Here is a 25,062-nt window from a genome sequence, read left to right as displayed (position 1 = left end):
ACAAAATAAAAGGGCGATGACGCCCTTTTATTGTCAATGAAGCGGATTAAAACTGATGCTTGCGGCGTCTTAGACTGCCATACAAGGCCAAACTAATTAATCCTAATGCAGACCACAGTCCTGTACTTCCCGCACTGGTTTTATCCTCATCGTTAACCACTGCATCGTTTAAGTCTAAATCCACAATCACAGGATCATGGTCAGAAGAGCGGTAAGCATCGTCCGCATAGAATGCAGCAATTTGCTCCTCCGTTTTATATTCTTCGTTATAGTCTAGTGCCGTCGGTTCATCTGCATTGATATGCCATGCAAATGCTTTTTTCACCAAAGGATAAAGTGCTGCATCGGCAATCGCATGATCTAGATTTCCTGCACCACCATAACCTTGAGCATTACTGGCTACGCCGAAAACATAGCTATAAGCTGCTTTCCCCTGACCAATTTTTTCATCATTCAACAATACTTTATAGTTGGCTTGTTCAAGCGCCAGAATTGGATCTTCTTTGGCATAACTGTTCAGATCACCTAACAGTAAGACATTCGGTTTACTCACCTGTGTTGGATTCTTAGCGAGCCACTGCATTAACGCTTGTACCGCTTTAACGCGGGTTGGATTCCAACAACCTTGACCATCGCCCTGATCTGCCTCTATCGAAGTTTTATCATCTGGACAACTACCTTTAGACTTCAAATGGTTCGGAATAACTGTAAAAGTCTTCCCGCCTGATAAGGCTTGAAAGGTCTGCGCCATCGTGACTCGGTTTTTCTGGCTCTGGTCATCAAAGACCGCTGCAACATTGATTGGTTTGACCCGCTTAGCATTATAAATAATGGCAACAGCAATCGCATCGGTTCCAAGTTTGTCAGCATTCGGAGGCGTTACATATTTCCAGTCGCTTCCAAGCGCCTGAGCTAAATAAGCAACTGCGCTACGCTCGCTATAACCATTGTTGGCAATTTCCATCAGACCATACACATCTGCATCAATCGCTTTTAATGCACTGACAATTTTCAGATGTTGCTTTTTAAACTCAGCCTCAGAACTTGCACCACGTTCCGTAGGAAAACCTTGCGCCAAACCATTGTCATAATTCAGTACGTTAAATGCTGCAATACGAACTTGTTGTGCAGCTTTTGCTGGAACGCTTGCACGTGGGTTTGTCGCATCTAAGACTTGTGGCGCTGTTGCCCCAAGCACAGGCTGAATTCGCCATTGGTTATAGCGGTATTCTAAAATGCCTTGTACATTTTGCAGTTGTGCACCTGTACGTAGGGTGTTTTTAGCACTAAAGGAAGTTGGCAACCACGGCGTTCTGTTCTGATTGTTATAGCCATCATCCAAAATAAGTTTAGAACGTAAATTTTGTTGTGCAAGCGCTTTGGCTTCCGTTGAGTTGGCAGGATATAAATTGGTTGGAATATATAACCGCGCAGGGCTTAAAGCCAGTTCTCCAAAACGCCCATGGTTATAGTTTTCACTGACCGTTAAGGTTTGAGGAATATTGACCAACATGCCTTGATAGCGTTTTGGTGCATGGCCTGACATTTCAGTCAAATTATCAAAGGGCAAATTGATCGCCATTGGCTTAACCAAGTCACTCGCCGAAGGATTACAGACGTTAATATCGCTGCTTAAATCTTGAAGCTGTAATTGGTTTTGATAGGTTTTCAATTTGCCTTTGAAAATGACTTCCTGCCCCACTTGACCACCTGTCACACTACTTGAAGAAGGAACATAGACAAACACCGCATTACTGCTATTGGCTTTGGCTTGAGCATCTGGGGTTTGGACAAAGAAACCTGAGAAACCATTGTTATAACGATAATCTGCCGTAATTACGCCTTTCACCACATATTCCTCCTCTTGCGCTGCACTTTGCAATGTCGCAATTGGGGTCGCTGTCGTACTACAGCTCACGGAGCTTAGAGGGGGTGCCGTATTTCCAGCAAGATAACTGGAAAATGCATTTCGGTCTGACCATTTTTCCCATGCCGATGCCAAATCAAACGGTGCAGTAACGTCAATCCCTGCACTGGAAACATGATTACTTAATAGTGTGCGTTTAAAACTATTCGCTGTTGCAACACTACCCCATCCAGTGCTTGGTCTTTCACCCACTGTGCCAAAGCGGTCAATCGCAACGCCATTATGATAAAGCACCAAAGCATCGTCACCATTGAAAGCTAAGTTCGCCTGCTGTTGCACCGCATCGCCCAGAGCTTCTTTTAAAGCAGAATGTCCGACCAAGTAATGCCCCCTTGCCGCCAATTGACCTGTCAAATTCACTGTCAAATTTGCACTGGTACTGCCATTTGCAAACTGCTTGATCTGATATTCTGCCAAATTGACCATAGTCGGGTCTGGATTATAAATTTCCAATCCTTTCTTATTTGAAGTTCCATCTACATACTGACTAAATAACAGTTGTGCATAGGCAGGAAAGGAGCAACCTGCCAAAATCAGGCTCAGGCTTAATATCTGTGGCTTAAATTTTTTCATCATTTTTTTATCAGTTGGTTAAATCAGCTGGCAGGTTAATTTTTATTCGTTACATCATGATTAATAAATGATGACAGTTTCTAGGCTGCGCAAACATGGTGGTGCTGAATTTAATAAATTCTGAGTAAAAAATTTGACTTGTCCTGCTCAGGACTTACAATACCGCTTTCGAATTTCACATCTGCCAAAATTATGACGAATGATCAATTAGACCAGCAAGTCGTCGAGCTAGACAACTTAAATGAACACCGCGAAATTGTGACATTTATGCGTCGTTCATCTCCGCTGAACACCTCGCAACGCACTGCGCTTGAACAATATGGTCACATGATTTTGGAATATCCTGTAGGTGACTTACGCCAGCAGTTTGAACATCCAGAGCGTCCGCTTACGGTTGAAATCGGCTTTGGTATGGGACGTTCATTGGTCTTGATGGCGCAGGCCAACCCTGAACGTAACTATGTCGGGATTGAAGTGCATGTTCCAGGGATTGCGCAATGTGTGTATGAAGCTGGAATTGCAGGTTTAACCAATCTTCGTCTTTTAGATGCAGATGCTATTCAAGTATTACGTGAAATGCCAGATAACAGCATCAACGCTGTGCAACTGTACTTCCCAGACCCATGGCAGAAAAAACGTCACTTCAAACGTCGCTTCGTGTCACATGACCGTATGCCACTGGTGGAACAGAAATTGGAAATGGGTGGAACATTCCACGCAGCGACAGACTGGGAACCGTATGCAGAGTGGATGATTGATGTACTCGATAACCGTCCAAATCTTGAAAATATGGCAGGCAAAGGCAACAGCTACCCACGTCCGGACTGGCGCCCACAAACTAAATTTGAACGTCGTGGACTCGAAGAAGGTCATAAGATCAACGACTTCTTATTTAAGAAAATTAAATAAATTTTAGATCTCATAAAAATAGGGCCTAGAGCCCTATTTTTATGTCCGATGTTTTAAAACACATGCCGAATTTCAACCGTTGGATCATGTTCATCCAAACGTTTTGCCAAAATATGTAAACGACGAGTTGGCACTGCGGGAAACAAATGATGCTCCACATGATAAAACATGTTGTAGGTTACGACCCGTTTAAACTCATTACGCACAGTACGCGCCATATAGACATGATCTTTTGTATCATGATGCACCGTCCACACCGCAAAAAATGCCGTCATGCATTGCCCAATCAACATGGCACTGACATGGTATTTTAAGATACTGATGTCCAAGATGACAAAGACCAAAAACAATACAATGACGTTGGCAATCAGTTCAGCCGTCATCCATTTTTTCTGCGTTTTAGTCCCAACCTCAAAGGCTTTTTTATGTAACATCCACGGAAAAATAGGTCCAAAAAGCAAAGCTTGCCACCACTTCATAGTTGCACTTTTCGCTTCAATATCCTCTTCTTGCATACAGTGCTGATGGTGGCGGAGGTGATTAATTTGTACTGCATGCATCGCACCAAGCATCATGATGCTTAAGACAAACATGGCCCAATGTGTCGCGGGTCGGCTAATGCCTAAAGCAAAATGAAAAGCATTATGCACTTGTCTAAGCCCCGTTAAGAAAAACATAAACGAGCAAAACAGCGCCAAGAGATACCACTGCAAACCCGCAAAAATGAAAGAGACAACTAACCACGGTAAAGAAATGAATAACTCACTGATGACATCAGTACGGCCTAACTGCACAAGATCTTTCCATTGCACTTGTTCTAATAATGAATGTGAACGCATACGCCCTCTATTTGTTTGTATTTATTTTAAGCAACACTGTACCGAATCTTAGGGCATAAAAAAAGCCACGTTTTCAGTGGCTTTGCTTGTTCTTTGTGACTTGCATCTTCGTTTATTATATTGAATGTCAACTGTGACGTTGACTGATCTGCTGACTCATTAAGGCATACACTTCAGCAAGATCTGCTCGTTGAACTTGTGCAAGCATGTGTTGATGCATCTGTAAAATATTCTGATCTTGACGCATCGCAGGGCCAGTTTGCATCTGCTTCGGATCATTCTGTGTGGCTTTCTGTGCGGTTTCTAAGATCAAGGGATACAAGAGATTAAAATCGACCTGCTCTGCATCCACCACTTGTTTTGCCATGTCATAGCAATAATTACTAAAATTACAGGCAAAAACAGCCGCTAAATGCAAACTTAGACGCTGCGCAGAGCTATAACTATACACGCGTTGGCTCAGGCTTTCTGCCAGTATATGTAGTCTTTGAAGATCCGTATTTTCAGTGGCTTCTACAAACAACGGTGTATTTGACCAATCAATTTCACGTTCTAAGCTAAAGGTCTGTAAGGGATAAAAAACTCCTGCACGTGCATGTTTCGTCGACAAAACTGAAAGTGCTGTACTCCCTGAAGTATGTACAATCAACACATTCGGCAGATATTCAGTCAATGCCGAAATCACGCTTGGAATAGACTGATCACTTACTGCAATCATCACCAAATCCACATCAACATTTAACTGCTGAAAATGACTGACCGCCTTTGCATGTACGACTTGCGCCAAATCTGTAGCTTTGTCGAAGCTTCGGCTATAAATATTGATGATTTCATGCTGAGACATCAGGGCTTTGGCTAAATGATGAGCCACCCGCCCGGCTCCAATTAAACTGATCCGCATCTTCATTTCACTATTTTAAAGTGCCTACAGCATGCCAATAAAAAAAGGATGAAGCAATTCATCCTTTTTTATTAAATTGACACTGACCAACTAAAACTTACGCAGGGTCAAAATCTGTTCACTACGACCAAATGGCCCTTGCTCATCGTGCAAAACCGCACTGGTTAAACCGATACCATCATCACCATATTGCTGAGTCGCTTCCAAACCTAACCATTTCCCTTGGGGTAAACGGTATAAATGCAGTTGTAGATCTAAATTAGGAAAGCCCCATCCAGATGCTGGATTTTGACGTGGCACAATACCGTTGGCTGTGTCGACCATGCCCAATAAGCGCACAAAACTTGATGTTTCCTGAGCTTCCACCATGTCCAAATCATTATGTAACCAGACAATGCCTTTACCCGCACGGTGCCCTTCTGCCGCACGTGTCTCAATACTCTGGATATAACCACCCGGCCAACATTTCATCCCATCCCATACTGGCAAAGTTTCAGGATGTACAATCGATTGATCTTCTAGCCCTGCAATTGCACTGGTATCTTGCTTCATCATTTTCCAAGCACGGGCCACAATACAAGTCTTCCCATTTGCCTGCATTTCCGCCTCGATTAGTTCAATGGTTTTTCCAGCACGAATGACACGGGTATGCACCGTAAACTCACCAAAAGCGATCAGTCCAAAAATATCTAAACTCACGCGTCCAATGCGCATCTCATCACGTGGTTGAAACTGCTCTAACTCTGCACACAAAACCCCTGTTGCAGGTGCCATGTGCTGTTCATGCGGGTTCCATGCTCCTTGTGCATGAATATTGGAAAGATAAGACGCCGTACAGCTCCCATCACTGTGCTGTTCACGATTTAAAAGTTGATAATATGCTGCCATGTATATTCCTTCACTCTTATCTTTAAAATGTATCTTTTTACTGCCATTGGTTTTTACTTTTGTGCAAAAAAACCATAATAATTCAACAGTTGACTATAAATTCGTACTTCATTAAATCCAACTTTAGTCAGAAGCTCTCGCATCTGGTTGACCGAAACCAAATAAAAATCTTGTTGCAGGCGCTCAATCATTTTTTCACTCTGTACCACCGTCAAACCATTGCTCTGACATAAGGTTTGTAAAACCTTGAGTTCAGTGTCACCACTGGAACACATCAGGTCATAACTCAATAAAATGGCTTGCGTCTTAAGACAGCGTAAAATGTCGGCAAAGAAGAATGACTTTGCTTCAAGTGGAATAAAATGCGCCACCAATATGGCTAAAGCGGCATCAAACTGTACACTTTCCTGTAATGCCGTCGTATCACCATGAACAAAGTGAACCCGCGTTAAATCACTATGGGTCTCGCTCAATAACTGCTGCGCTTTTTCAATCATGGTCAAAGATGGGTCAACCGCGGTAAAACTCCACGTTGGATGCTGCGCCAACAAATATGAAAGCTCATAACCTGTACCACATCCCACAATCAATACATGCGCATGTTCTGGTAGATGTGTTTTTAAAATGGCTTGAATTTGCAGATGAACCAACTCATAACCTGGAATGAGCTTACGAATATGTTGATCATAACCATCCACTACAGTTTGACTCTGAAAGTCTTTCGCCATTTTATTGTTCACTCATCTACTTTTATTCGTCGCCCTAAATCTACACTTTCATCACCGCATGTTCTAGCACTTAAGCCACAGCCATAGCATCGACCGTTAACTCAGCAAGTTGCGGTTTGGCTTTTTCTGCATGTAAACCCAGTTTTTGAAAGAGTTGTTGATCCTTGCCTTGCGCTGTATTTGGCGTAGTCAGCAATTTCTCACCAGAAAACAATGAGTTTGCACCGGCCATAAAAGCCAAAGCTTGATCTGCATCGGACAGCGATTCACGTCCCGCGGACAGACGAATATAACTTTTCGGCATAATGATCCGCGCTACGGCAATTGTGCGAATCCACTCGGTCACATCTAACTTTTCAACTTCTGCCAAAGGCGTACCTTGCATTGGAACCAACATGTTGATCGGCACAGACTCAGGATGTATCGGTAAAGTCGCCAATTCAAACAGTAATCCAATTCGATCTTTGGTCTCTTCACCTAGGCCAACAATCCCGCCACTACACACTTTTAAGCCTGCTTCTCGAACATGACTTAAGGTATCTAGACGGTCGTCAAAGCTGCGGGTACTAATCACATTTGGATAGTACTCACGAGACGTGTCTAAGTTATGGTTGTAATAATCGAGTCCTGCACCTTTTAAACGTTCGGCTTGAGAGGCATTCAGCATGCCTAGCGTCATACAGGTTTCTAAACCCAAAGCTTTGACTTCACGCACCATATCCAAGACATAAGGCATATCGCGCTCATGTGGATTTCGCCATGCCGCGCCCATACAAAACCGTGTAGAACCCGAGGCCTTCGCCTGCTGTGCTTCGCTAATGACCTTTTCAACCGCAATTCTTTTTTCAGCTTCAAGCTTTGAGTCATAGCGCGCAGACTGTGAACAGTATTTGCAGTCTTCAGGGCATTTACCCGTTTTGATCGACAGTAAAGTACTGACTTGAATCGCATTCGCTTCAAAGTACTGACGATGAATTTGCTGTGCTTGAAAGACCAAATCTAAAAAAGGCTGTTGGTAGAGTGCTTGTATTTCAGCGCGAGTCCAATCATTTCTCAGGTGCATATGCTATTCCTTTTGCTTTTCACTTCAGACTTTCCTTTGGCTTTAACCCAGCAAAGGAAAGTCCGTCTTCAACCTTATGCGATTTCTTTCAAATCCAGTTCATTACGCATAAATTCCTGCAATTTAAACTTCTGCGCTTTCCCCGAAGCTGTCATTGGGAACTCATTAAAAAACCGAACATAACGTGGAACTTTATTGTGTGAAATATGTTCCGCACAGTACTGACGGATCGACTCTTCAGTAATTTCATGATGCTCATGTAAAATAATACAAGCACACAATTCTTCACCATAACGTGCATCGGGCAGACCAATGACTTGGACATCGCTGACATCAGGATGGGTATATAAAAAGTCTTCGATTTCTTTCGGGAATAAGTTTTCTCCGCCACGAATGACCACATCCTTAATTCGGCCTTTAATTTTCACAAAGCCAGCTTCATCCATTTCTGCGATGTCACCTGTATGCATCCAGCGTGCTGAATCAATCACTTCTTGTGACTTCTCATGGTCTTCCCAATACCCCAACATTACCGAATAGCCACGAACACACAGTTCACCCAACTGACCGCGCGGTACGACTTTGCCTTGCTCATCTACAATTTTAATTTCAAGATGTGGATGGACACGCCCCACAGTTCCGACCCGTTGTTCAACTGAATCTGAAGTTGAACTTTGTGCACTGACTGGTGCCGTTTCAGTCATACCATAGCAAATCGTAATTTCGGACATGTGCATCCGATCGATGACACGTTGCATAATTTCACGTGGGCACGGACTACCCGCCATAATGCCTGTACGTAAACTGGAAAGATCAAAGTCATCAAACTGTTCATGCTCTAAAATGGCAATGAACATGGTCGGTACACCGTATGCAGCCGTACATTTTTCTTGCTGAATGGCTTTTAACGTTTCTAAAGGATTAAACACCGCCGATGGATAGACCATGGTTGAACCATGCGTAATACAGGCCAAATTACCCATCACCATACCGAAACAGTGAAAGAGCGGTACAGAAATACAAACACGATCGGAAGGACTTAAGTGAATGGCTTCACCAACAAAATAACCATTATTTAAAATATTATTATGTGTCAGCATTGTGCCTTTCGGGTTACCCGTGGTGCCCGAAGTAAACTGGATATTGATGGTTTCATCAAACTGCGATTCGCTTGCAACGAGCTCTAGTTGATTGAGCTGTCTCTTGCTGGGGGGAGTGAGCAAATCGCTAAAACGATGCAAACCCGTATACTCTTCTTCATCAATTTTAATAATATATTTCAAATGTGGCAGTCGTTCTGCCTTTAACATTTTATTTTCAGCACCTTTAATTTCAGGTGCAATTTTCATTAGAATATCTTGATAATTCGTGCTTTTAAATTGCGATGCAATGACCAAGCCCTTACAAGAAACTTTATTCAATACATATTCGAGCTCATTACTTTTATAGGCAGGGTTCAAGTTGACTAAAATGATGCCCGCTTTAAACGCAGCAAACTGGGTAATCGTCCATTCCACACAGTTCGGTGACCAAATCGCAAGTCGATCGCCTTTCTTCAAGCCCAGTTTTAGTAAACTACAGGCAAACGCATTGACCTGAGCTTGTAATTCCTTATACGTGAGTCTGACATTTTGATGCAGGCTGACAACAGCATCTTGTTCCGCATACTGCTGACAAGCCTGATCAAATTTCTCACCAATTGTCATGCCTAATAGGGGCTGACTGCTCGTTCCATAGGCATAACTTAACCGTTCTTGTGTCATCGAATCGATCTCCTTGATTCATTGTAATCTTGTTATTCAACTTTAATTGTTCTATGACTACTTCCCTTCAAACACCAAGCCTTTGTGTTCACACCTGCTACTATTTTTCCTCCTGAACCTGAACTGCATTGACACAAAATTCGGCAATTTGTTTCACAAAGTAGTCTTTATAGTTTTGATCAAACATCACATTTCGAGACGGATTTAAAGGCTCAATCACCACAAAAGTCATGGCGCCGACCACACAAAGTGCTGCGGTATTTAAATCTTCAAATCCAAACTCACCGTTAATTTTCCCTGCGGCCAGTATTTCTTTGATGCTCTGTTTAATCAGCTGTTTACTGCGAAAACGTTCATGTTCTAACTCAGCATCGACTGGCTCAAACATGAGTGAATACGCAAGTTGGGGGCTATTCATGGCACGTTTCACAAACGTGGTTACCGCCTTGTCCAATTTCTGTTTTGACGAGAGCTCACTTTCAGCAATGTGATTTAAAATTTTTACCTCATGCTGAATGGCCTCAGACAAAACCTCAATTAACACTTGGCTTTTGTTATCGAAGTATCGATACACCAAACCACTCGAAACACCCGCGCGTTCAGCAATTGCTTGAATTTGCGCGTCTTTAATTCCCCCTTGAGCAATAAGTTCACGAGCGGATTGCAAAATCGCTTCACGATTTTGTTCCATTCGTTCTTGCATCAACGATGATCTTTTATAACTCATAATTCTATTCTCAACCAGATAAAATGAATTGTAAATCAATTTGTGAATTTTAGTTCACTTTTTTAAAAATTCGATGTATTGTAAAAATCAAGCACAACAAAAATGCTTTATCAGGAACAATAAATACACTCATAGGACGAATGAAGAAATGACCCTACAAAGCTTAAATTTCGGTTTAGATGAAACACTCATTGCGCTGCGTGATTCCGTTGCGGCTTTTTGTGCCAAGGAAATTACTCCTATTGCGCAACAAGTCGATCAGAACAACGAATTTCCAGCTCAGTTGTGGAAAAAATTTGGCGATATGGGCTTACTCGGTCTAACCGTCAGTGAAGAATATGGCGGTACAGGCCTAGGTTATTTAGCGCATATCATTGCCATGCAAGAAATCTCACGTGCTTCAGCTTCGATCGGTCTTTCTTATGGTGCACATTCTAACCTATGTGTGAATCAAATTAACCGAAATGGTAGCGAGGAACAAAAGCAGCGCTATTTACCGAAGCTAATTTCAGGTGAGTATGTTGGTGCACTTGCCATGTCTGAACCAAACGCAGGCTCAGACGTAGTCAGCATGAAACTCAAAGCTGAAGATTGTGGCGATCACTTCCTGTTAAATGGTTCAAAAATGTGGATCACCAATGGTGGTGATGCTGATGTGCTTGTGGTGTATGCCAAAACTGATCTGCATGCAGGTGCTAAAGGCATGACAGCCTTCCTTGTAGAAAAAGGCATGGAAGGTTTTAGTCATGGCACACATTTAGACAAGTTGGGTATGCGTGGTTCGAACACTTACCCTCTGTTCTTTGACAATGTGAAAGTGCCAAAAGAAAACGTGATGGGCGGTGTAGGAAACGGCACGAAAGTGCTGATGAGTGGTTTGGACTATGAGCGTGCAGTTCTGAGTGCAGGTCCTTTAGGCATTATGGATGCCTGCATGGACACCGTAATTCCCTATATCCATGACCGTAAACAATTCGGCCAAGCGCTCGGTGAGTTCCAGTTGATGCAAGGCAAAATTGCCGATATGTATTCGACTTGGTTGGCATGTAAAGCGTTGGTTTATGCCGTGGGTGCTGAGTGCGACAAGGCTGACCATAGCCGTAGCCTACGTAAAGATGCAGCCAGTGCAATTTTATATGCTGCGGAAAAAGCCACATGGATGGCAGGTGAAACCATTCAGACCTTAGGTGGAAATGGTTATATCAATGAATTTTCTGCAGGCCGTCTATGGCGCGATGCAAAACTCTATGAAATTGGCGCGGGAACTTCTGAAATTCGCCGTATGTTGATTGGCCGTGAACTGTTTAATGAAACAGCTTAACCCTCCACAACAATAAAAATGACAAGGATGTTCGTGATGAATCAATTACATAGCAAGATCAATATTCGAAGTGAAGACTTCAAAACCAACCAAACCGCGATGCAAAGCTTGGTCGATGACTTAAAGCAAAAAGCAGAACAAATTGCTTTAGGCGGCGGTGAAGCGGCGCGACAAAAACATTTGGCACGCGGAAAACTGTTAGCACGTGATCGTATTGATCAGTTAATTGATGCAGGCACGGCATTCCTTGAAATTGGTCAGTTGGCAGCACAAAAAGTCTATGCAGACGATGTGCCTGCGGCTGGTGTTGTTGCTGGTGTAGGTCAGGTCAATGGTGTGACCTGCATGATCGTCGCCAACGATGCGACAGTGAAAGGCGGCACGTACTACCCACTGACTGTGAAAAAACACTTACGTGCTCAAGAAATTGCGGAGCAAAACCATCTGCCATGTATTTATTTGGTGGACTCAGGCGGTGCCTATTTGCCGATGCAGGATGAAGTTTTCCCTGACCGTGATCACTTTGGCCGTATTTTCTATAACCAAGCACGCATGTCGAGCATGGGAATTGCCCAAATTGCGGTGGTAATGGGCAGTTGTACGGCTGGGGGGGCATATGTACCTGCCATGTCTGATGAAACCATTATTGTGCGTAACCAAGGGACGATTTTCTTAGGTGGCCCACCATTGGTGAAAGCAGCAACGGGTGAAGTGGTTAGCAGTGAAGACTTAGGTGGTGGTGATGTGCATACTCGCCTGTCTGGTGTGGCCGATCATTTGGCTGAAAACGACGAACATGCCATTGCCATTGCTCGTAACATCGTAGCCAACCTGAATAAAACACCACATACACGTGCAACAGAGATTGAAGAACCGTTATTTGATGCAACTGAACTGTATGGTGTTGTGCCAAGTGATGCACGCAAACCATTCGATATTCGTGAAGTGATTGCGCGCATTGTCGATGGTTCACGTTTTGATGAATTCAAAGCCCGCTTTGGCACCACCTTAGTCACAGGTTTTGCCAAAATCTATGGCATGCCCGTTGGCATTATTGCCAACAACGGTATTTTATTTTCAGAGTCTGCACAAAAAGGGGCTCACTTTATTGAACTCTGTACGCAGCGCAATATTCCCCTACTGTTCCTCCAAAACATCACTGGCTTTATGGTCGGTCGCCAATACGAAAATGAAGGCATTGCCAAAAATGGCGCCAAACTAGTCATGGCTGTTGCAACCGCGAATGTCCCAAAACTCACCCTAGTGATTGGTGGTTCATTTGGTGCAGGCAACTACGGTATGTGTGGTCGTGCATATTCACCACGCTTCATGTGGACATGGCCGAACTCGCGTATTTCGGTGATGGGTGGTGAACAAGCGGCAAGTGTATTGTCGACCTTAAAGCGTGATCAAATCGAAAAACGTGGCGAGTCTTGGTCTGCGGCAGAAGAAGATGATTTTAAACAACCTTTCCGCGATCAGTTTGAACGTCAAGGCCATCCATATTATGCATCGGCACGTTTGTGGGATGACGGTGTGATTGACCCTGCACAAAGCCGTCAGGTGCTCGGTTTAAGTTTAGCCGCAGCCTTAAATGCACCCATCCAACCGACCAAATACGGCGTGTTCCGCATGTAGGAGATGAGCGATGAGCTTTCAATATTTACAACTCGAACAACGCGACCAAGTGGCAACGGTATGGATTAATCGTGCAGAAATGCATAATGCCTTCAATACTCAAGTGATTGAAGAACTGCACCGCTGCTTTAGCGAACTCAACACGCGTGATGATGTTCGTGTCGTGATTCTAGCTGGACGTGGCAAAAGCTTCTCAGCGGGTGCTGACCTGAACTGGATGAAAGAAGCGGGACAAGCCTCACAGGCTGAAAATGAAGCCGATGCATTAAAACTAGCGAAAATGCTACAAAGTTTAGCGACTTTAAAACAACCGACCATCGCCCGCGTACAAGGCATTGCTTTTGGTGGTGGCATGGGACTGGCTTCTGCCTGTGATATTTGTGTCGCAAGCAGTGATGCTAAGTTTGCAACCTCTGAAGTGCGCTTAGGTTTAGCCCCTTCAACCATTAGCCCTTATGTGATTCGTGCGATTGGTGCACGTCAGGCTTCACGCTACTTTTTAACCGCAGAGCGTATTTCTGCGGAGCAAGCCCTACACATTGGTCTAGCGCATGTGGTGGCCGATGCTGAACAGTTAGATGAAAAAGTCACAGAAATGGTCGATGCCTTACTTTTGGGTGGGCCAGCAGCACAAACGGCTTCAAAACAACTTATCCAAATGGTCGATCAGCAAGTGTTAACCGAAGCATTGTTGTTGCAAACAGCACAACATATTGCCCATGTACGCCAAGGATCAGAGGCGAAAAATGGCTTAAATGCTTTTTTAAATAAACACAGTCCAGTCTGGATCAAGACGACGGCATAACAACAAGAAAGGATATCGATATGTTTAATAAAATCTTAATTGCAAACCGTGGTGAAATTGCTTGTCGCGTGATCCGAACTGCAAAAAAAATGGGCATTGCCACCGTTGCAGTCTATTCAGATGCTGACGCTCAAGCACAGCATGTGCAACAAGCCGACGAAGCCATTTATATCGGCGAATCTCCTGCTGCACAAAGCTATCTACAAATTGAACGTATTATCCAAGCTGCCTTAGACACGGGTGCAGAGGCGATTCATCCAGGTTATGGCTTTTTGTCTGAAAATGACCAATTTGCCAATGCCTGCCAAAAAAACAACATTGTCTTTATTGGCCCACCTGTAGATGCCATTTTAGCCATGGGCCTCAAAGCCACCTCAAAATCGTTAATGGAAAAAGCAGGCGTACCGCTGACACCGGGCTACCATGGCACCAACCAAGACCCTGATTTTTTAAAACAACAAGCCGATGCCATTGGCTACCCTGTGCTGATTAAAGCCAGTGCTGGCGGTGGTGGTAAAGGCATGCGTTTGGTTGATCGCGGTGAAGACTTTTTAAGCCATTTGGCTTCATGTAAAAGTGAGGCGCGTTCAAGCTTTGGCAATGATGATGTACTGGTTGAACGCTATGTAGTACAACCGCGCCATATTGAAGTGCAAGTTTTTGGTGATACACATGGTAACTATGTGCACCTCTTTGAACGCGATTGTTCGGTACAACGTCGCCATCAAAAAGTATTAGAAGAAGCACCTGCACCCAAAATGGCAGAGCCAAAACTCGAAACCATGCGCCAAGCCGCTATTGATGCAGCACGTGCAGTAGATTATGTCGGTGCAGGGACTGTTGAGTTTATTGTGGAACAAGACGGCACGGCGTATTTCATGGAAATGAATACCCGCCTGCAAGTTGAGCATCCTGTAACAGAGATGATTACAGGGCAGGATTTGGTGGAATGGCAACTACGTGTCGCTTTTGGTGAACCGCTGCCTAAACAACAACACGAGCTCAGTATTCATGGTCATGCATTAGAAGCGCGTGTCTATGCTGAAGAGCCTGAAAAAGGTTTCTTACCTGCGATTGGTAAAATCCACTACCTGCACTACCCTCAGCAAAATGAGCATGTCCGCGTAGACAGTGGCATTGTTGAAGGGGATGAAATCACGACCTTTTACGACCCAATGATTGCCAAATTAATTGTTTGGGCAAAGAATCGTGAAGCAGCACTCACCCAAATGCATCATGCACTGAGTCAATTTCATGTCGATGGCTTGGGCAATAACATTGCATTCTTAGACCGTTTGGTCCGTTCAGAATCGTTTAAAACCGCCAACCTAGACACCAACTTAATTCAACGTGAAGAAGCATTTTTACTGCAACACAATGAAACATCCTCTTCAGAGCTCATCATCACGGCGGCATTAATTGAACTCTTGTCTCGCTTTGCCAGCAATAAAATAGCTGCAAATCCTGTATGGCAAACCGAGTCTCTATGGCGTTTAAATATTAATGCTAGCTATGCCATTAAACTGGCACTAAACGATGAAGAACATAAAGTCTATTTCAGTCCAACGGCAAAAGGCTTTACAGCAAAGTACAATGGACATAGCGTTTTCATTCAGGGTGAATTGTTAGATGCACATTTAGCTAAAATTGAATGTAAAACAAGCAAAAAGACCTATGCTTATAGTTCAAATTCACACGGCCTAACGCTGTATGCAGATGGTCAAAGCTATAAATTTGCACATATTCAGCCTAACTTTAATACGGAAGATGATGCTTCTGATGCCAACAACTTAAAAGCACCAATGCCAGGTGTGATCACGCAAGTCTTGGTACAAAAAAACAGCGCAGTGAAAAAAGATGATGTCCTCCTCACGCTGGAAGCGATGAAAATTGAATATTCAATTCGTGCTCCACATGACGGCATTGTCTCTGCGGCTTACTTCCAAGTCGGTGATCAGGTCAAAGCAGGCGATGAATTGGTTGAGTTTTCAAGCTTGGAAGGTGCCGCATGAGTGAATTTGTCAAAATTATCGAAGTCGGGCCGCGAGATGGTTTGCAAAATGAAAAGACACCGCTCACTTTGGATGACCGTCGCAAACTGATTTTAGATTTAATGCAGACAGGACTCAGTGCCATTGAAGTGGGCTCTTGTGTCTCTGCAAAGTGGGTTCCACAAATGGCGCAGAGTGACGAACTCTTTGCCAGCTTACCTAAAGATCCGAATATCAGTTTTAGTTTACTGACTCCGAACTTGAAAGGGTTTGAGTCTGCTTTGGCTGCCGGCTGTCAAGAGGTTGCCGTTTTTACTGCAGCCTCCGAAAGCTTTACCCAAAAAAACATCAATTGCTCCATTGACGAAAGCTTTGAAAAATTTGCAGACATCATGACTGCGGCGAAAGCCCATAACATCAAAGTGCGTGGTTATGTGTCTTGTATTGTGGACTGCCCCTATGAAGGTGCAATTGCACCGAGCAAAGTTGCACACGTCAGTCAACGTTTGCTAGACATGGGCTGTTATGAAGTGTCCTTAGGTGAAACGATCGGCACGGCGACACCAGACCGTGTGAAAAAAGTCTGGCAGGCATGTTTAGCTGAAATGGATGCCGCGAGTTTAGCAGGACATTTTCATAATACCTATGGCATGGCCATTGCCAACATTTACCAGTCTTTAGAACAAGGCATTCGTGTATTTGATTCGTCCATTGCAGGTCTAGGTGGCTGCCCTTATGCCAAAGGTGCATCGGGCAATGTCTCCACAGAAGACCTTTACTACCTACTCTCAAACATGGGCTATGACACAGGGATTGATCTTGATGCACTGATGATTGCCAGCCAAAACATCAGCCAAGTACTACAACGTACCAATCCATCTAACTATGCCAATGCCTACTGGCAAAAGCGCTGTGCCTAAGCCATTCAATTGATAACGAGAACACTATGGTCAATAAAGTTTATTCAAGTGCAAAGGATGCACTGCAAGATGTGGTTCAAGATGGTCAAACCCTAGCGGTTGGTGGCTTTGGTTTATGCGGTATTCCAGAAAGTCTAATTACGGCCTTAAAACAAACGGGCGTGAAAAACCTCACCTGTATTTCAAATAATGCAGGCGTCGATGGTTTCGGCTTAGGACTCTTATTAGAAAGCAAACAAATCAAAAAAATGATTGCTTCCTATGTAGGTGAAAACAAAGAATTTGAACGTCAGTTCTTAAGTGGTGAGCTTGAAGTGGAGCTCACCCCTCAAGGTACACTGGCAGAAAAACTCCGTGCTGGAGGTGCAGGTATTCCCGCTTTCTTTACCGCAACAGGCGTCGGTACGCTTATTGCTGAAGGCAAAGAAGAGCGTGAGTTTAATGGCAAACCATATATTCTAGAAAACTCGCTCACCGCTGACATTGCACTCGTGAAGGCTTACAAGGCCGATACTGCAGGTAACTTAATTTTCCGTAAAACCGCACAAAACTTTAATCCTGTATGTGCGATGGCTGGAAAAGTCTGCATTGTCGAAGTTGAGGAAATTCTTGAAATTGGCGCTTTAGACCCAGACCAGATTCACCTGCCGGGTATTTATGTCAATCGCATTGTGCTAAATGCAACCCCTGAAAAACGTATCGAACAACTCACATTAAAAGAGGAGGCTTAACCCATGGCTTGGTCTCGTAATGAAATGGCACAACGTGCAGCGCTTGAGCTGGAAGATGGTTTTTATGTCAATTTAGGCATTGGCTTACCCACACTGGTGGCCAACTATATTCCTGAAAACGTCAACGTCTGGTTGCAGTCTGAAAATGGATTGTTAGGTATTGGCGAGTTTCCAACGGCGGAAACAGTCGATGCCGATTTAATCAATGCTGGAAAACAAACTGTTACTGCACGTCAGGGCGCCGCATTTTTCTCTAGTGCAGATTCTTTTGCCATGATCCGTGGAGGTCATGTCAATATCGCCATTTTAGGGGCAATGGAAGTCTCACAAAATGGCGATTTGGCCAACTGGATGATTCCGGGTAAAAAAGTCAAAGGCATGGGTGGCGCGATGGATTTGGTCGCTGGAGTACAAAAAGTGGTGGTGCTCATGGAACACTCTGCAAAAGATGGTACGCCGAAAATTGTCGAGCAGTGTAGCCTGCCTCTGACAGGTAAAAATGTCGTACATCGCGTGATTACTGACCTCGGTGTCATGGACATTACGCAGGAAGGTGTGAAATTAGTTGAACTGGCGAAAGATGTCAGTTTTGAAGATATTCAAAAAGTGACAGGTGTTGCTCTGATCCGCTAATTCGACATCATTTATACAATAGAAAAAATAATCCAATGCCTTTAAAGCAGCGATCCTGTTTTAAAGGCATTTCTATCAGCACGGATAGGCTGAATCAAAAATTCATACCTCATAGATAAAAATGGAATCAATGCATGGAAAACTCTCAAAATATTTTGCAACGTTTTGCACTACGTGTCAGTGATTGGTCGGAGAAATGGTTTCCAGACTCTTATATTTTTGCCCTATTGGGTGTCGTGATCGTCGCGATTGCTTCGATCAGCATTGGCGCACCTGCCAAAGATGTCGCAGTGTCCTTTGGTGATGGTTTTTGGAGTCTGATTCCTTTTACCTTACAAATGTGTATGCTGATTGTGGTTGGTTATGTGGTTTCTGTTTCAAAGCCTGTAGAGCTGCTGATTCAAAAAATGGCTCGAATTCCCCATAGTGGACGTGGTGCGATTGTACTTGTTGCGACGGTCAGTTTATTAATTTCGCTGATTAACTGGGCCATGAGTACAGTACTGACTGCCCTGCTGGTGATTGCGTTAGCTAAACGCAAAGAACTGAATATGGACTATCGTGCTGCCGCTGCCGCCGCGATTATTGGTATGGGAGCAACGTGGGCCTTAGGTATTAGTTCTTCTGCGGCACAACTGCAAGCCAACAAAGCCAGCCTGCCCGAATCGATTTACAATCTAACCGGTGTGATTCCCTTCACCGAAACCATTTTCTTGCCTCAGTCGATGATCATGACGGCTGTATTGATTATTGCCTCGATTGCTATTGCATTTTGGTCTGCACCCAAAGGGCAAGACATTAAAACTATTGATCAATTCCCCATCCAGTTTGAGGAAGAAACTAAGCCGACAGCAACCACAAAACGCCCAGGAGACTGGTTAGAGAACTCGCCTTTATTGAGTATCTTGATTGTGCTCTTGGGTCTAGTTTGGATGTTCAATGAGTTCAGCAAAAGTAATCCGATCTTGGCCATTTCAAGCCTAAATACCTACAACTTTATTTTCCTGATGCTGGGTATTGCACTACATGGTACGCCACGAAATTTCCTCAATGCTGTCACCAAAGCCGTGCCAGCAGTCTCAGGTGTCCTGATTCAGTTTCCACTGTATGGCAGTATCGCCTTTATGATGACGCAAGCACTGAACAGTCATGATTTGTCGCTATCACATTATATTGCTGAGTTTTTTGTTTCGATTGCCTCCAAAGAAACCTTTGCCATTGTGATGGGCTTATATTCTGCCATTTTAGGCTTTTTCATTCCTTCTGGCGGTGGTAAGTGGATTATTGAAGCACCCTATGTCATGCAAGCTGCACATGATTTAAAAGTGCATTTAGGCTGGTCGGTGCAAATCTATAATGCTGCTGAAGCCTTGCCGAATTTAATCAACCCATTTTTTATGCTGCCAATGCTTGGCATTCTCAAATTAAAAGCCAAAGATGTGATCGGCTTTACTGTCACTCAATTGGTTTTCCACCTACCTTTGGTGCTGTTCCTACTTTGGATTTTAGGCCGTAGCCTGACCTATATGCCACCTACCTTCTAAACGAGGAAAAAAACACAATCTAAATAAAAAAGGACGAATCATATTCGTCCTTTTCTCATTCTATAAAGCGTATTTTTAATGTAGCCCAATTAATTAAACACATTATTTAAATACACAATGCGCTCATTGGTTTTTTGGTTAAAGCACTTGGTATATTGCAATTGTTGATCTTGGGCACGTAAAGCATCATCCCAATATTGCGACTGCTTTTGATAGGTTTCTTTTTCACTATCCGTCATTTGGTAGACACTTTTTTGAGAAATCACTTTACAGTCTACATCACGTTTTTCAAACCAATCCGTTTGGTCTTGTTGAAGCTGCTGTTTTTGCTCCTCAGTGAAATTGTCCCAAGTTTGGTTCAGACGTTCCACCACTTTGACTTGGTCAGCGTCCAATTCCTTCTTACGAATATTCATGGCTTTTTGTGCCAGTTCCATCTGCGCAACTTCTTGCTCATTATATTGTTTTATATTCTTTTGTATTTCTGCATTTTCTTTTTCATATGCCGCAAACTGAACCGCATGCTGCGTCACCAACACTACACCATCAATCACGCCATTTTGATTGGGTACATTCAGGCTAATGCCTTCTTTATCCGTTTTAATGATGTTATAGCTAAATGCACCTTGTAGCTGATCATTGTCTAAGTTGAGTGAATATTCACCCTCTTCTAAGACATCACGCAAAGTACTTTGATAACCGTCCTCACACTCTTCACATGGACGCGCTAAAAACGCATTTTCAGCACGTTTCTGTAACCCTTTCGGGAAAATCACCACCAACTGGCTTTCGCAGTCCAATTGCTTCGCTGTATCAGGCTTTTCTGTGGTCGTTGAAATCCCTTTAATTTCAAAGCGAATACCGTTATTAATCTGCGTTAATAATTTTTCATCGGCCTCATATTCACGGCTATCACGCAAACGGCGGTCTAGGGCTTTTAAGTATTCAGCTTTTAAATGCGCTTGAATTTGTTCGACATTGGCAGGAGCCGTACAACTCCAATCTGACATTTCTTGCGGTTCAGCAACCGTTTCTGTTTTATTCTCTGTTCGGCTACAAGCACTTAAAAATAAACTGCTCAAGATTAGACTGGCAAAAATTGTTTTCTTCATCATTGTTATAAAACCATAAGGCTGTTGTTTTTCGCAGCGTATTTAACCAAAAAATAAGCTTTTATGCGAGTAGCTATATAAAAGAACCCTGCCGTAGCAGGGTTAAAATATCGTTTAGTTGGCCTTTTCAACACCACGATCATCCACTTCACGCACCACACCCGAGTCTGTATTTAAAACCTCAAATTCAATACGACGGTTTTTAAATTTACCTTCATCGGTTTGATTGTCTGCAATTTGCTTTTCTTGCCCATAACCAATCGCTCTCAACTGCGCAGGATCGACGCCTTTAAAAATTAAATAATCCACCACCGCTTGTGCCCGATTTTGCGACAAAGTTTTATTGACTGCCGCATCTCCCGTTGCATCTGTATGCCCCATCACGGTAAGTTTGACTTGCGGTGCTTTTTGCATCAGCGCTGCGGCCTGATCCAAGATCGACTTATTGACATCAGGTATCGTCGATGAAGCTGTATCAAAGTTAATAATTTGCAAATTCAATGCCGTGGCAACATCTAATGCTCGAACTTGCTCAGGATTAATTTCTGCCAGCGCACGCTCAGCATCACTAATACTGGTATCCACGGCACGGTTTACATCCAGTGGTTGCTGCGTCACAACTGTCATATTACGCAGTAAAGGTTTAATTTGATCTGCCACTTTAAGTGCATTGGCTGGATCTTGTGATTGAATCGATAACTGATTGCCAAACCATGTTAAATTTATATTTGGCACACCTTTCAATGCACTGATTACACTGGGTATCGCATCTTGGTCGATAAATTCAGTGTGATACATACTCTGCATATCTGCACCACAGCCGATGCTGTTATTAAAAATTTGCTTTACTTCTTTTTGCAAAATTTCAACATAAGCCGCATTGGCTGAGAAAATTTGGCAAGTGACCAAATCTCCTGTTGCCCCTGTGGTGATTTGAAATTTAGCAGGTTGGCTGGCATTCACATTTGCAGCAGGTGCTGTTTCAGTTGTGGCCTTTTCGGTACAGGCTCTAAAAATAAAAGCAAACAATGCCGCAAAAATAATTAAAGCCAAAACTGGCAGTAAAAATGACCGTTTCTCATCTACTTTTGTAGCATGTACGCTTGCAGGTGCAACATGTGTAGCTTGTCCTTGTAAGATATTTACCCCCAATCCAGCCAGTATTGCAGTTGCCCACTCAGGTAAGGCACGACTAATGGAATCTGTGTTGACCTGTAGTAAATGGGAAATCGCTTCAGGTTCTGAAGAACCAGCCTCTGTCGTTAAAAATGCTAATGCAGGTGTAATCGAACGGCTCAAGGTACTTTCAATTTCATCTGCGGACGCTGCCCCGCGAACATGCTCCAAAAACTGTTGCTTGAGACTAACATTCGATGCAAAAGCATCATTAAGACGTGGATTCAACTGCTGTTGAAATGCAGGAATCAGTTCAGACTTTGACTTTAATATAGACAGTAAAATTGGTAAAAAGGATTGAATTGCTTGATTTTTTTCAAGTAAATGTTGTGTATCACCCTCTAAAACAATTGCAGAGACATTTTGTTTTAGTAAATCCATAAAATCGACATTCATGAAGCCTTACCCCACTTTTTCTCATTGTTTTCATCGTCATTTTCCAGTTTATCTGTTCATTTTTTATACTTTGTAAAATATTGTATTTGCATCAGTTTTATCTAGGCCCAATAAAAAAGCCAGCCGAAGCTGACTTTTTAATCCACATTTAATGCAATATTTAAGCTGCAAAAGTTTTTAGAACTTTTCCTTTCACCACTTGATTGATCAAAGGTGTATTTTTACCTTGCGACAAAATATTGTCTTTATTCACAATCCAGTCTAACTCAGGATCAACCAATACCCAGCCTGCTTCAGCAGTCCAACGTTCAAGCATATTGGCTACCGTGGCAGGTGCAATCGTGACTTTTTCGACCCATTCCAAAGGACTAAATAAACCTTCACGTACCAATTGCACACCAAAAGCTACATAGGTATCAAAAGCAGTGATGCCCGGTTGTGTTTCAGCAAATGGTGCTAGCTTTGCAGAACTGCTTAACGGTTCATGATGTGTACAAATCGCATCGATCACTCCACTTTTCACACCTTGGCGAAGAAGCTCTTTATCCGACTCAGCACGTAACGGCGGACGGACATGTGCAAGTGAGTTGAAGCCATCAATCAGCTGATCTGTTAAATGCAGCTGATGCATCGCCACATCGCATGTGACTGGTAGACCTTTATCTTTAGCGATTTTAATCAAATCAACAGAAGCACCTGTAGACAATAAACCAAAGTGGGCACGAACACCCGTCGCTTCAATCATTAACAAATACTTGGCAATGGCAATGGTTTCGGCAATCGCTGGGATGGTCGGTAAGCCCTGACGCGATGCCACAAAGCCCTCATGGACACAGCCATCTTTGGCAATTTGCGGTTCTTCGGCATAAAACACCACCGTCATACCAAGGCCTGCTGCGTATTCTAAAGTGCGCAGCACCACATCGTCATCTGCAAAAGGCGCATTGGCATTTGAAACTGCTTTACAACCGCCCTTTTTAAGACCCGCCATATTTGCAGGTTGGTTGCCTTGTAAGCCTTGGGTTTGAGCACCAATCACTTCAAGATAAATGCCGCCATCCAACATGGCTTTTTCCATCAAACCATGAATCAAAGCACCATTGTCTTGCACAATCGGTTTTGAGTCTGGCGGTGTAAATACATGCAAAATACCATTTTCACGCGCAGCACAACCTTCTGATTTTAATGTCCCGTGCTGTTGCTGACCCGGCTCACGTAGGCGTGCACATAAGTCCACCATGGTTGGCATTAACCACTTGCCTTGACCATCAACTGTTTCAGTGAAATTGGTTGTTTCAGCAACCAACTTGCCATTTTCGATATATACCGTTTGAACGGCATCTGTTTGATGAATTGGGTCAAGAACACGTACATTTTCAATTTTTACAACAGTCATGACTTATTCCTTATCCCGCAATCGCGTCTAACAAACCTTGCTCTTGCAGTTGACCTTGCATTGCAAGCGCCAAAACTGCCATACGTACAGCAATCCCGTTGGTCACCTGATTTAAAATCACAGACTGCGGACCATCGGCAATACTGGAATCAATCTCTACACCACGGTTCATAGGCCCCGGATGCATAAGGATGCAATCAGGTTTTGCCATCGCAAGACGTTCTTTGTTTAAACCGTACATTTTGTAGAATTCAGCTTGAGATGACAGCGCAGGCGAATCAATACGTTCATTTTGAATGCGTAAGGTAATAATTACATCGCAGTCTTGAATCCCTGCTTCCATGTTATTAAATAAACGTACACCTTCACCATATTCGTCAAAACCATATGGCAGCAGCGTATTCGGTGCAATTACACGAATATCTTTACACCCCAGTGTTTGTAATGCAGCAACATCTGAACGCGCCACGCGTGAATGTTTAATATCACCAATGATGGCAATTGAAATATCTTCAAATTTCTTTTTGGTTTCACGGCGAATGGTCAGCATGTCCAACATAGCTTGTGTTGGATGCGCATGACGGCCATCACCTGCATTGATAATTGCAACATGCGGACAAACGGTTTGGGCAATAAAATGTGCCGCACCCGACGAAGAATGACGTACCACAAAAGTATCCGCAGCCATCGCTTCTAAGTTCCACAAAGTGTCTCTGAGCGTCTCCCCTTTGGAAGTACTTGAACGTGCGATATCGATATTTAATACATTTGCAGAAAGTCGTTTTGCCGCTGCTTCAAAAGTGGTACGAGTACGGGTTGAGTTTTCAAAGAAAAGGTTCATTACCGTTCGACCTTCTAAGAGGTTGTTGGTAATCAGCTGATTTTGGTCATTAAAAAAGGACTGCGCGGTGTCCAATATTTTTGTAAGAGTTTCTTTAGAAAGGCCTTCGATGGTGAGGAAGTGTTTGAGATGACCATCTTGGTTGAGTTGAATCTGACTCGGAGTATGCAATGCTGCCAAGTGCATGAGAGATTCCTTGTACGTTAAGTTAACGCATTATACAGATTTTCTTTTTGATTT

General features: G+C 43.4%; 21 protein-coding genes. 9 read left to right on the top strand and 12 right to left on the bottom strand.

From position 1 onward, the window contains the following. Positions 1-46: 46 nt before the first annotated feature. The gene (locus PTT44_RS12800) at positions 47-2,500 is read right to left on the bottom strand and encodes an ExeM/NucH family extracellular endonuclease (protein ID WP_168158980.1); all 2,454 of its coding nucleotides are present in this window, start codon (positions 2,498-2,500) and stop codon (positions 47-49) included. Positions 2,501-2,692: 192 nt separating this feature from the next. Here PTT44_RS12800 and trmB point away from each other — a divergent pair, with 192 nt between their 5' ends. Then, complete coding sequence (trmB, locus tag PTT44_RS12795; RefSeq protein WP_005400603.1) at positions 2,693-3,409, top strand: tRNA (guanosine(46)-N7)-methyltransferase TrmB; 717 nt, start codon at positions 2,693-2,695, stop codon at positions 3,407-3,409. 53 nt (positions 3,410-3,462) lie between these two features. Here the strand turns inward: trmB and PTT44_RS12790 are convergent, their stop codons facing one another. The 7 genes from PTT44_RS12790 to PTT44_RS12760 form a co-directional block, all read right to left on the bottom strand. Continuing rightward, positions 3,463-4,248: a fatty acid desaturase family protein gene (locus PTT44_RS12790; RefSeq protein ID WP_168158920.1), complete on the bottom strand. Its 786-nt coding sequence runs from the start codon at positions 4,246-4,248 to the stop codon at positions 3,463-3,465. Between the two features lie 127 nt (positions 4,249-4,375). Next, positions 4,376-5,149, bottom strand: coding sequence for a Rossmann-like and DUF2520 domain-containing protein (locus tag PTT44_RS12785; RefSeq protein ID WP_168158921.1), 774 nt, complete (start codon positions 5,147-5,149; stop codon positions 4,376-4,378). 90 nt (positions 5,150-5,239) lie between these two features. Then, complete coding sequence (locus PTT44_RS12780) at positions 5,240-6,037, bottom strand: thioesterase family protein (protein WP_168158922.1); 798 nt, start codon at positions 6,035-6,037, stop codon at positions 5,240-5,242. Between the two features lie 53 nt (positions 6,038-6,090). Next, entirely contained in the window at positions 6,091-6,765 is a 675-nt protein-coding gene (locus PTT44_RS12775; RefSeq protein ID WP_168158923.1) for a class I SAM-dependent methyltransferase, read from the bottom strand. A 70-nt stretch (positions 6,766-6,835) separates the two neighbouring features. Next, entirely contained in the window at positions 6,836-7,828 is a 993-nt protein-coding gene (gene bioB / locus PTT44_RS12770) for a biotin synthase BioB (protein WP_168158924.1), read from the bottom strand. Between the two features lie 74 nt (positions 7,829-7,902). After that, entirely contained in the window at positions 7,903-9,591 is a 1,689-nt protein-coding gene (locus tag PTT44_RS12765; protein ID WP_168158925.1) for an AMP-binding protein, read from the bottom strand. 100 nt (positions 9,592-9,691) lie between these two features. Next, a complete protein-coding gene (locus tag PTT44_RS12760; protein ID WP_004982268.1) occupies positions 9,692-10,318 on the bottom strand; it encodes a TetR/AcrR family transcriptional regulator in 627 nt (208 codons plus the stop codon). 148 nt (positions 10,319-10,466) lie between these two features. Between PTT44_RS12760 and PTT44_RS12755 the strand changes: the two genes are divergently transcribed. The 8 genes from PTT44_RS12755 to PTT44_RS12720 all read left to right on the top strand — a co-directional run bounded on the left by PTT44_RS12755 (position 10,467) and on the right by PTT44_RS12720 (position 19,901). Further along, positions 10,467-11,639: an isovaleryl-CoA dehydrogenase gene (locus PTT44_RS12755; protein WP_005400596.1), complete on the top strand. Its 1,173-nt coding sequence runs from the start codon at positions 10,467-10,469 to the stop codon at positions 11,637-11,639. A 36-nt stretch (positions 11,640-11,675) separates the two neighbouring features. Next, positions 11,676-13,277, top strand: coding sequence for a carboxyl transferase domain-containing protein (locus tag PTT44_RS12750; protein ID WP_168158926.1), 1,602 nt, complete (start codon positions 11,676-11,678; stop codon positions 13,275-13,277). A 10-nt stretch (positions 13,278-13,287) separates the two neighbouring features. After that, positions 13,288-14,082 (top strand): enoyl-CoA hydratase/isomerase family protein, encoded by a 795-nt coding sequence (locus tag PTT44_RS12745; RefSeq protein ID WP_058869944.1) that lies wholly within the window; start codon positions 13,288-13,290, stop codon positions 14,080-14,082. Positions 14,083-14,102: 20 nt separating this feature from the next. Next, complete coding sequence (locus PTT44_RS12740; protein ID WP_168158927.1) at positions 14,103-16,094, top strand: acetyl/propionyl/methylcrotonyl-CoA carboxylase subunit alpha; 1,992 nt, start codon at positions 14,103-14,105, stop codon at positions 16,092-16,094. After that, positions 16,091-16,993 (top strand): hydroxymethylglutaryl-CoA lyase, encoded by a 903-nt coding sequence (locus PTT44_RS12735; RefSeq protein WP_168158928.1) that lies wholly within the window; start codon positions 16,091-16,093, stop codon positions 16,991-16,993. The genes PTT44_RS12740 and PTT44_RS12735 overlap by 4 nt, the downstream gene beginning before the upstream one ends. Positions 16,994-17,019: 26 nt before the next feature. Beyond that, complete coding sequence (locus PTT44_RS12730; protein ID WP_168158929.1) at positions 17,020-17,724, top strand: CoA transferase subunit A; 705 nt, start codon at positions 17,020-17,022, stop codon at positions 17,722-17,724. 3 nt (positions 17,725-17,727) lie between these two features. Continuing rightward, entirely contained in the window at positions 17,728-18,357 is a 630-nt protein-coding gene (locus PTT44_RS12725) for a CoA transferase subunit B (RefSeq protein WP_078426227.1), read from the top strand. A 134-nt stretch (positions 18,358-18,491) separates the two neighbouring features. Beyond that, on the top strand, positions 18,492-19,901 hold the full coding sequence (locus tag PTT44_RS12720) for a short-chain fatty acid transporter (RefSeq protein WP_004696201.1): 1,410 nt from the start codon (positions 18,492-18,494) through the stop codon (positions 19,899-19,901). A gap of 89 nt (positions 19,902-19,990) precedes the next feature. Here PTT44_RS12720 and PTT44_RS12715 read toward each other — a convergent pair whose 3' ends face one another. The 4 genes from PTT44_RS12715 to PTT44_RS12700 all read right to left on the bottom strand — a co-directional run bounded on the left by PTT44_RS12715 (position 19,991) and on the right by PTT44_RS12700 (position 25,008). Beyond that, positions 19,991-21,013 carry a DUF1311 domain-containing protein gene (locus PTT44_RS12715; RefSeq protein ID WP_435781933.1) on the bottom strand — a complete coding sequence of 341 codons (1,023 nt, stop codon included), beginning with the start codon at positions 21,011-21,013 and terminating at the stop codon, positions 19,991-19,993. Between the two features lie 114 nt (positions 21,014-21,127). Continuing rightward, positions 21,128-22,585: an OmpA family protein gene (locus PTT44_RS12710; RefSeq protein WP_168158931.1), complete on the bottom strand. Its 1,458-nt coding sequence runs from the start codon at positions 22,583-22,585 to the stop codon at positions 21,128-21,130. Between the two features lie 160 nt (positions 22,586-22,745). Beyond that, positions 22,746-23,981, bottom strand: coding sequence for a dihydroorotase (locus tag PTT44_RS12705; protein ID WP_168158932.1), 1,236 nt, complete (start codon positions 23,979-23,981; stop codon positions 22,746-22,748). 10 nt (positions 23,982-23,991) lie between these two features. Beyond that, positions 23,992-25,008: an aspartate carbamoyltransferase catalytic subunit gene (locus tag PTT44_RS12700; protein WP_273795665.1), complete on the bottom strand. Its 1,017-nt coding sequence runs from the start codon at positions 25,006-25,008 to the stop codon at positions 23,992-23,994. Positions 25,009-25,062: the final 54 nt, after the last annotated feature.

Origin of the sequence: Acinetobacter sp. Gutcm_16, assembly GCF_028649355.1 — a bacterium.
Classification (GTDB): domain Bacteria; phylum Pseudomonadota; class Gammaproteobacteria; order Pseudomonadales; family Moraxellaceae; genus Acinetobacter; species Acinetobacter johnsonii.
The sequence above is the reverse complement of the archived record's forward strand: the minus strand, read 5'-3'. Positions and strand labels throughout refer to the sequence as shown.

Excerpts from the sequence above, each read along its gene's own strand:
- PTT44_RS12800 (WP_168158980.1), bottom strand. The coding sequence starts at position 2,500 with ATGAAAAAATTTAAGCCACAGATATTAAGCCTGAGCCTGATTTTGGCA.
- trmB (WP_005400603.1), top strand. The coding sequence starts at position 2,693 with ATGACGAATGATCAATTAGACCAGCAAGTCGTCGAGCTAGACAACTTA.
- PTT44_RS12790 (WP_168158920.1), bottom strand. The coding sequence starts at position 4,248 with ATGCGTTCACATTCATTATTAGAACAAGTGCAATGGAAAGATCTTGTG.
- PTT44_RS12785 (WP_168158921.1), bottom strand. The coding sequence starts at position 5,149 with ATGCGGATCAGTTTAATTGGAGCCGGGCGGGTGGCTCATCATTTAGCC.
- PTT44_RS12780 (WP_168158922.1), bottom strand. The coding sequence starts at position 6,037 with ATGGCAGCATATTATCAACTTTTAAATCGTGAACAGCACAGTGATGGG.
- PTT44_RS12775 (WP_168158923.1), bottom strand. The coding sequence starts at position 6,765 with ATGGCGAAAGACTTTCAGAGTCAAACTGTAGTGGATGGTTATGATCAA.
- bioB (WP_168158924.1), bottom strand. The coding sequence starts at position 7,828 with ATGCACCTGAGAAATGATTGGACTCGCGCTGAAATACAAGCACTCTAC.
- PTT44_RS12765 (WP_168158925.1), bottom strand. The coding sequence starts at position 9,591 with ATGACACAAGAACGGTTAAGTTATGCCTATGGAACGAGCAGTCAGCCC.
- PTT44_RS12760 (WP_004982268.1), bottom strand. The coding sequence starts at position 10,318 with ATGAGTTATAAAAGATCATCGTTGATGCAAGAACGAATGGAACAAAAT.
- PTT44_RS12755 (WP_005400596.1), top strand. The coding sequence starts at position 10,467 with ATGACCCTACAAAGCTTAAATTTCGGTTTAGATGAAACACTCATTGCG.
- PTT44_RS12750 (WP_168158926.1), top strand. The coding sequence starts at position 11,676 with ATGAATCAATTACATAGCAAGATCAATATTCGAAGTGAAGACTTCAAA.
- PTT44_RS12745 (WP_058869944.1), top strand. The coding sequence starts at position 13,288 with ATGAGCTTTCAATATTTACAACTCGAACAACGCGACCAAGTGGCAACG.
- PTT44_RS12740 (WP_168158927.1), top strand. The coding sequence starts at position 14,103 with ATGTTTAATAAAATCTTAATTGCAAACCGTGGTGAAATTGCTTGTCGC.
- PTT44_RS12735 (WP_168158928.1), top strand. The coding sequence starts at position 16,091 with ATGAGTGAATTTGTCAAAATTATCGAAGTCGGGCCGCGAGATGGTTTG.
- PTT44_RS12730 (WP_168158929.1), top strand. The coding sequence starts at position 17,020 with ATGGTCAATAAAGTTTATTCAAGTGCAAAGGATGCACTGCAAGATGTG.
- PTT44_RS12725 (WP_078426227.1), top strand. The coding sequence starts at position 17,728 with ATGGCTTGGTCTCGTAATGAAATGGCACAACGTGCAGCGCTTGAGCTG.
- PTT44_RS12720 (WP_004696201.1), top strand. The coding sequence starts at position 18,492 with ATGGAAAACTCTCAAAATATTTTGCAACGTTTTGCACTACGTGTCAGT.
- PTT44_RS12715 (WP_435781933.1), bottom strand. The coding sequence starts at position 21,013 with ATGAAGAAAACAATTTTTGCCAGTCTAATCTTGAGCAGTTTATTTTTA.
- PTT44_RS12710 (WP_168158931.1), bottom strand. The coding sequence starts at position 22,585 with ATGAATGTCGATTTTATGGATTTACTAAAACAAAATGTCTCTGCAATT.
- PTT44_RS12705 (WP_168158932.1), bottom strand. The coding sequence starts at position 23,981 with ATGACTGTTGTAAAAATTGAAAATGTACGTGTTCTTGACCCAATTCAT.
- PTT44_RS12700 (WP_273795665.1), bottom strand. The coding sequence starts at position 25,008 with ATGCACTTGGCAGCATTGCATACTCCGAGTCAGATTCAACTCAACCAA.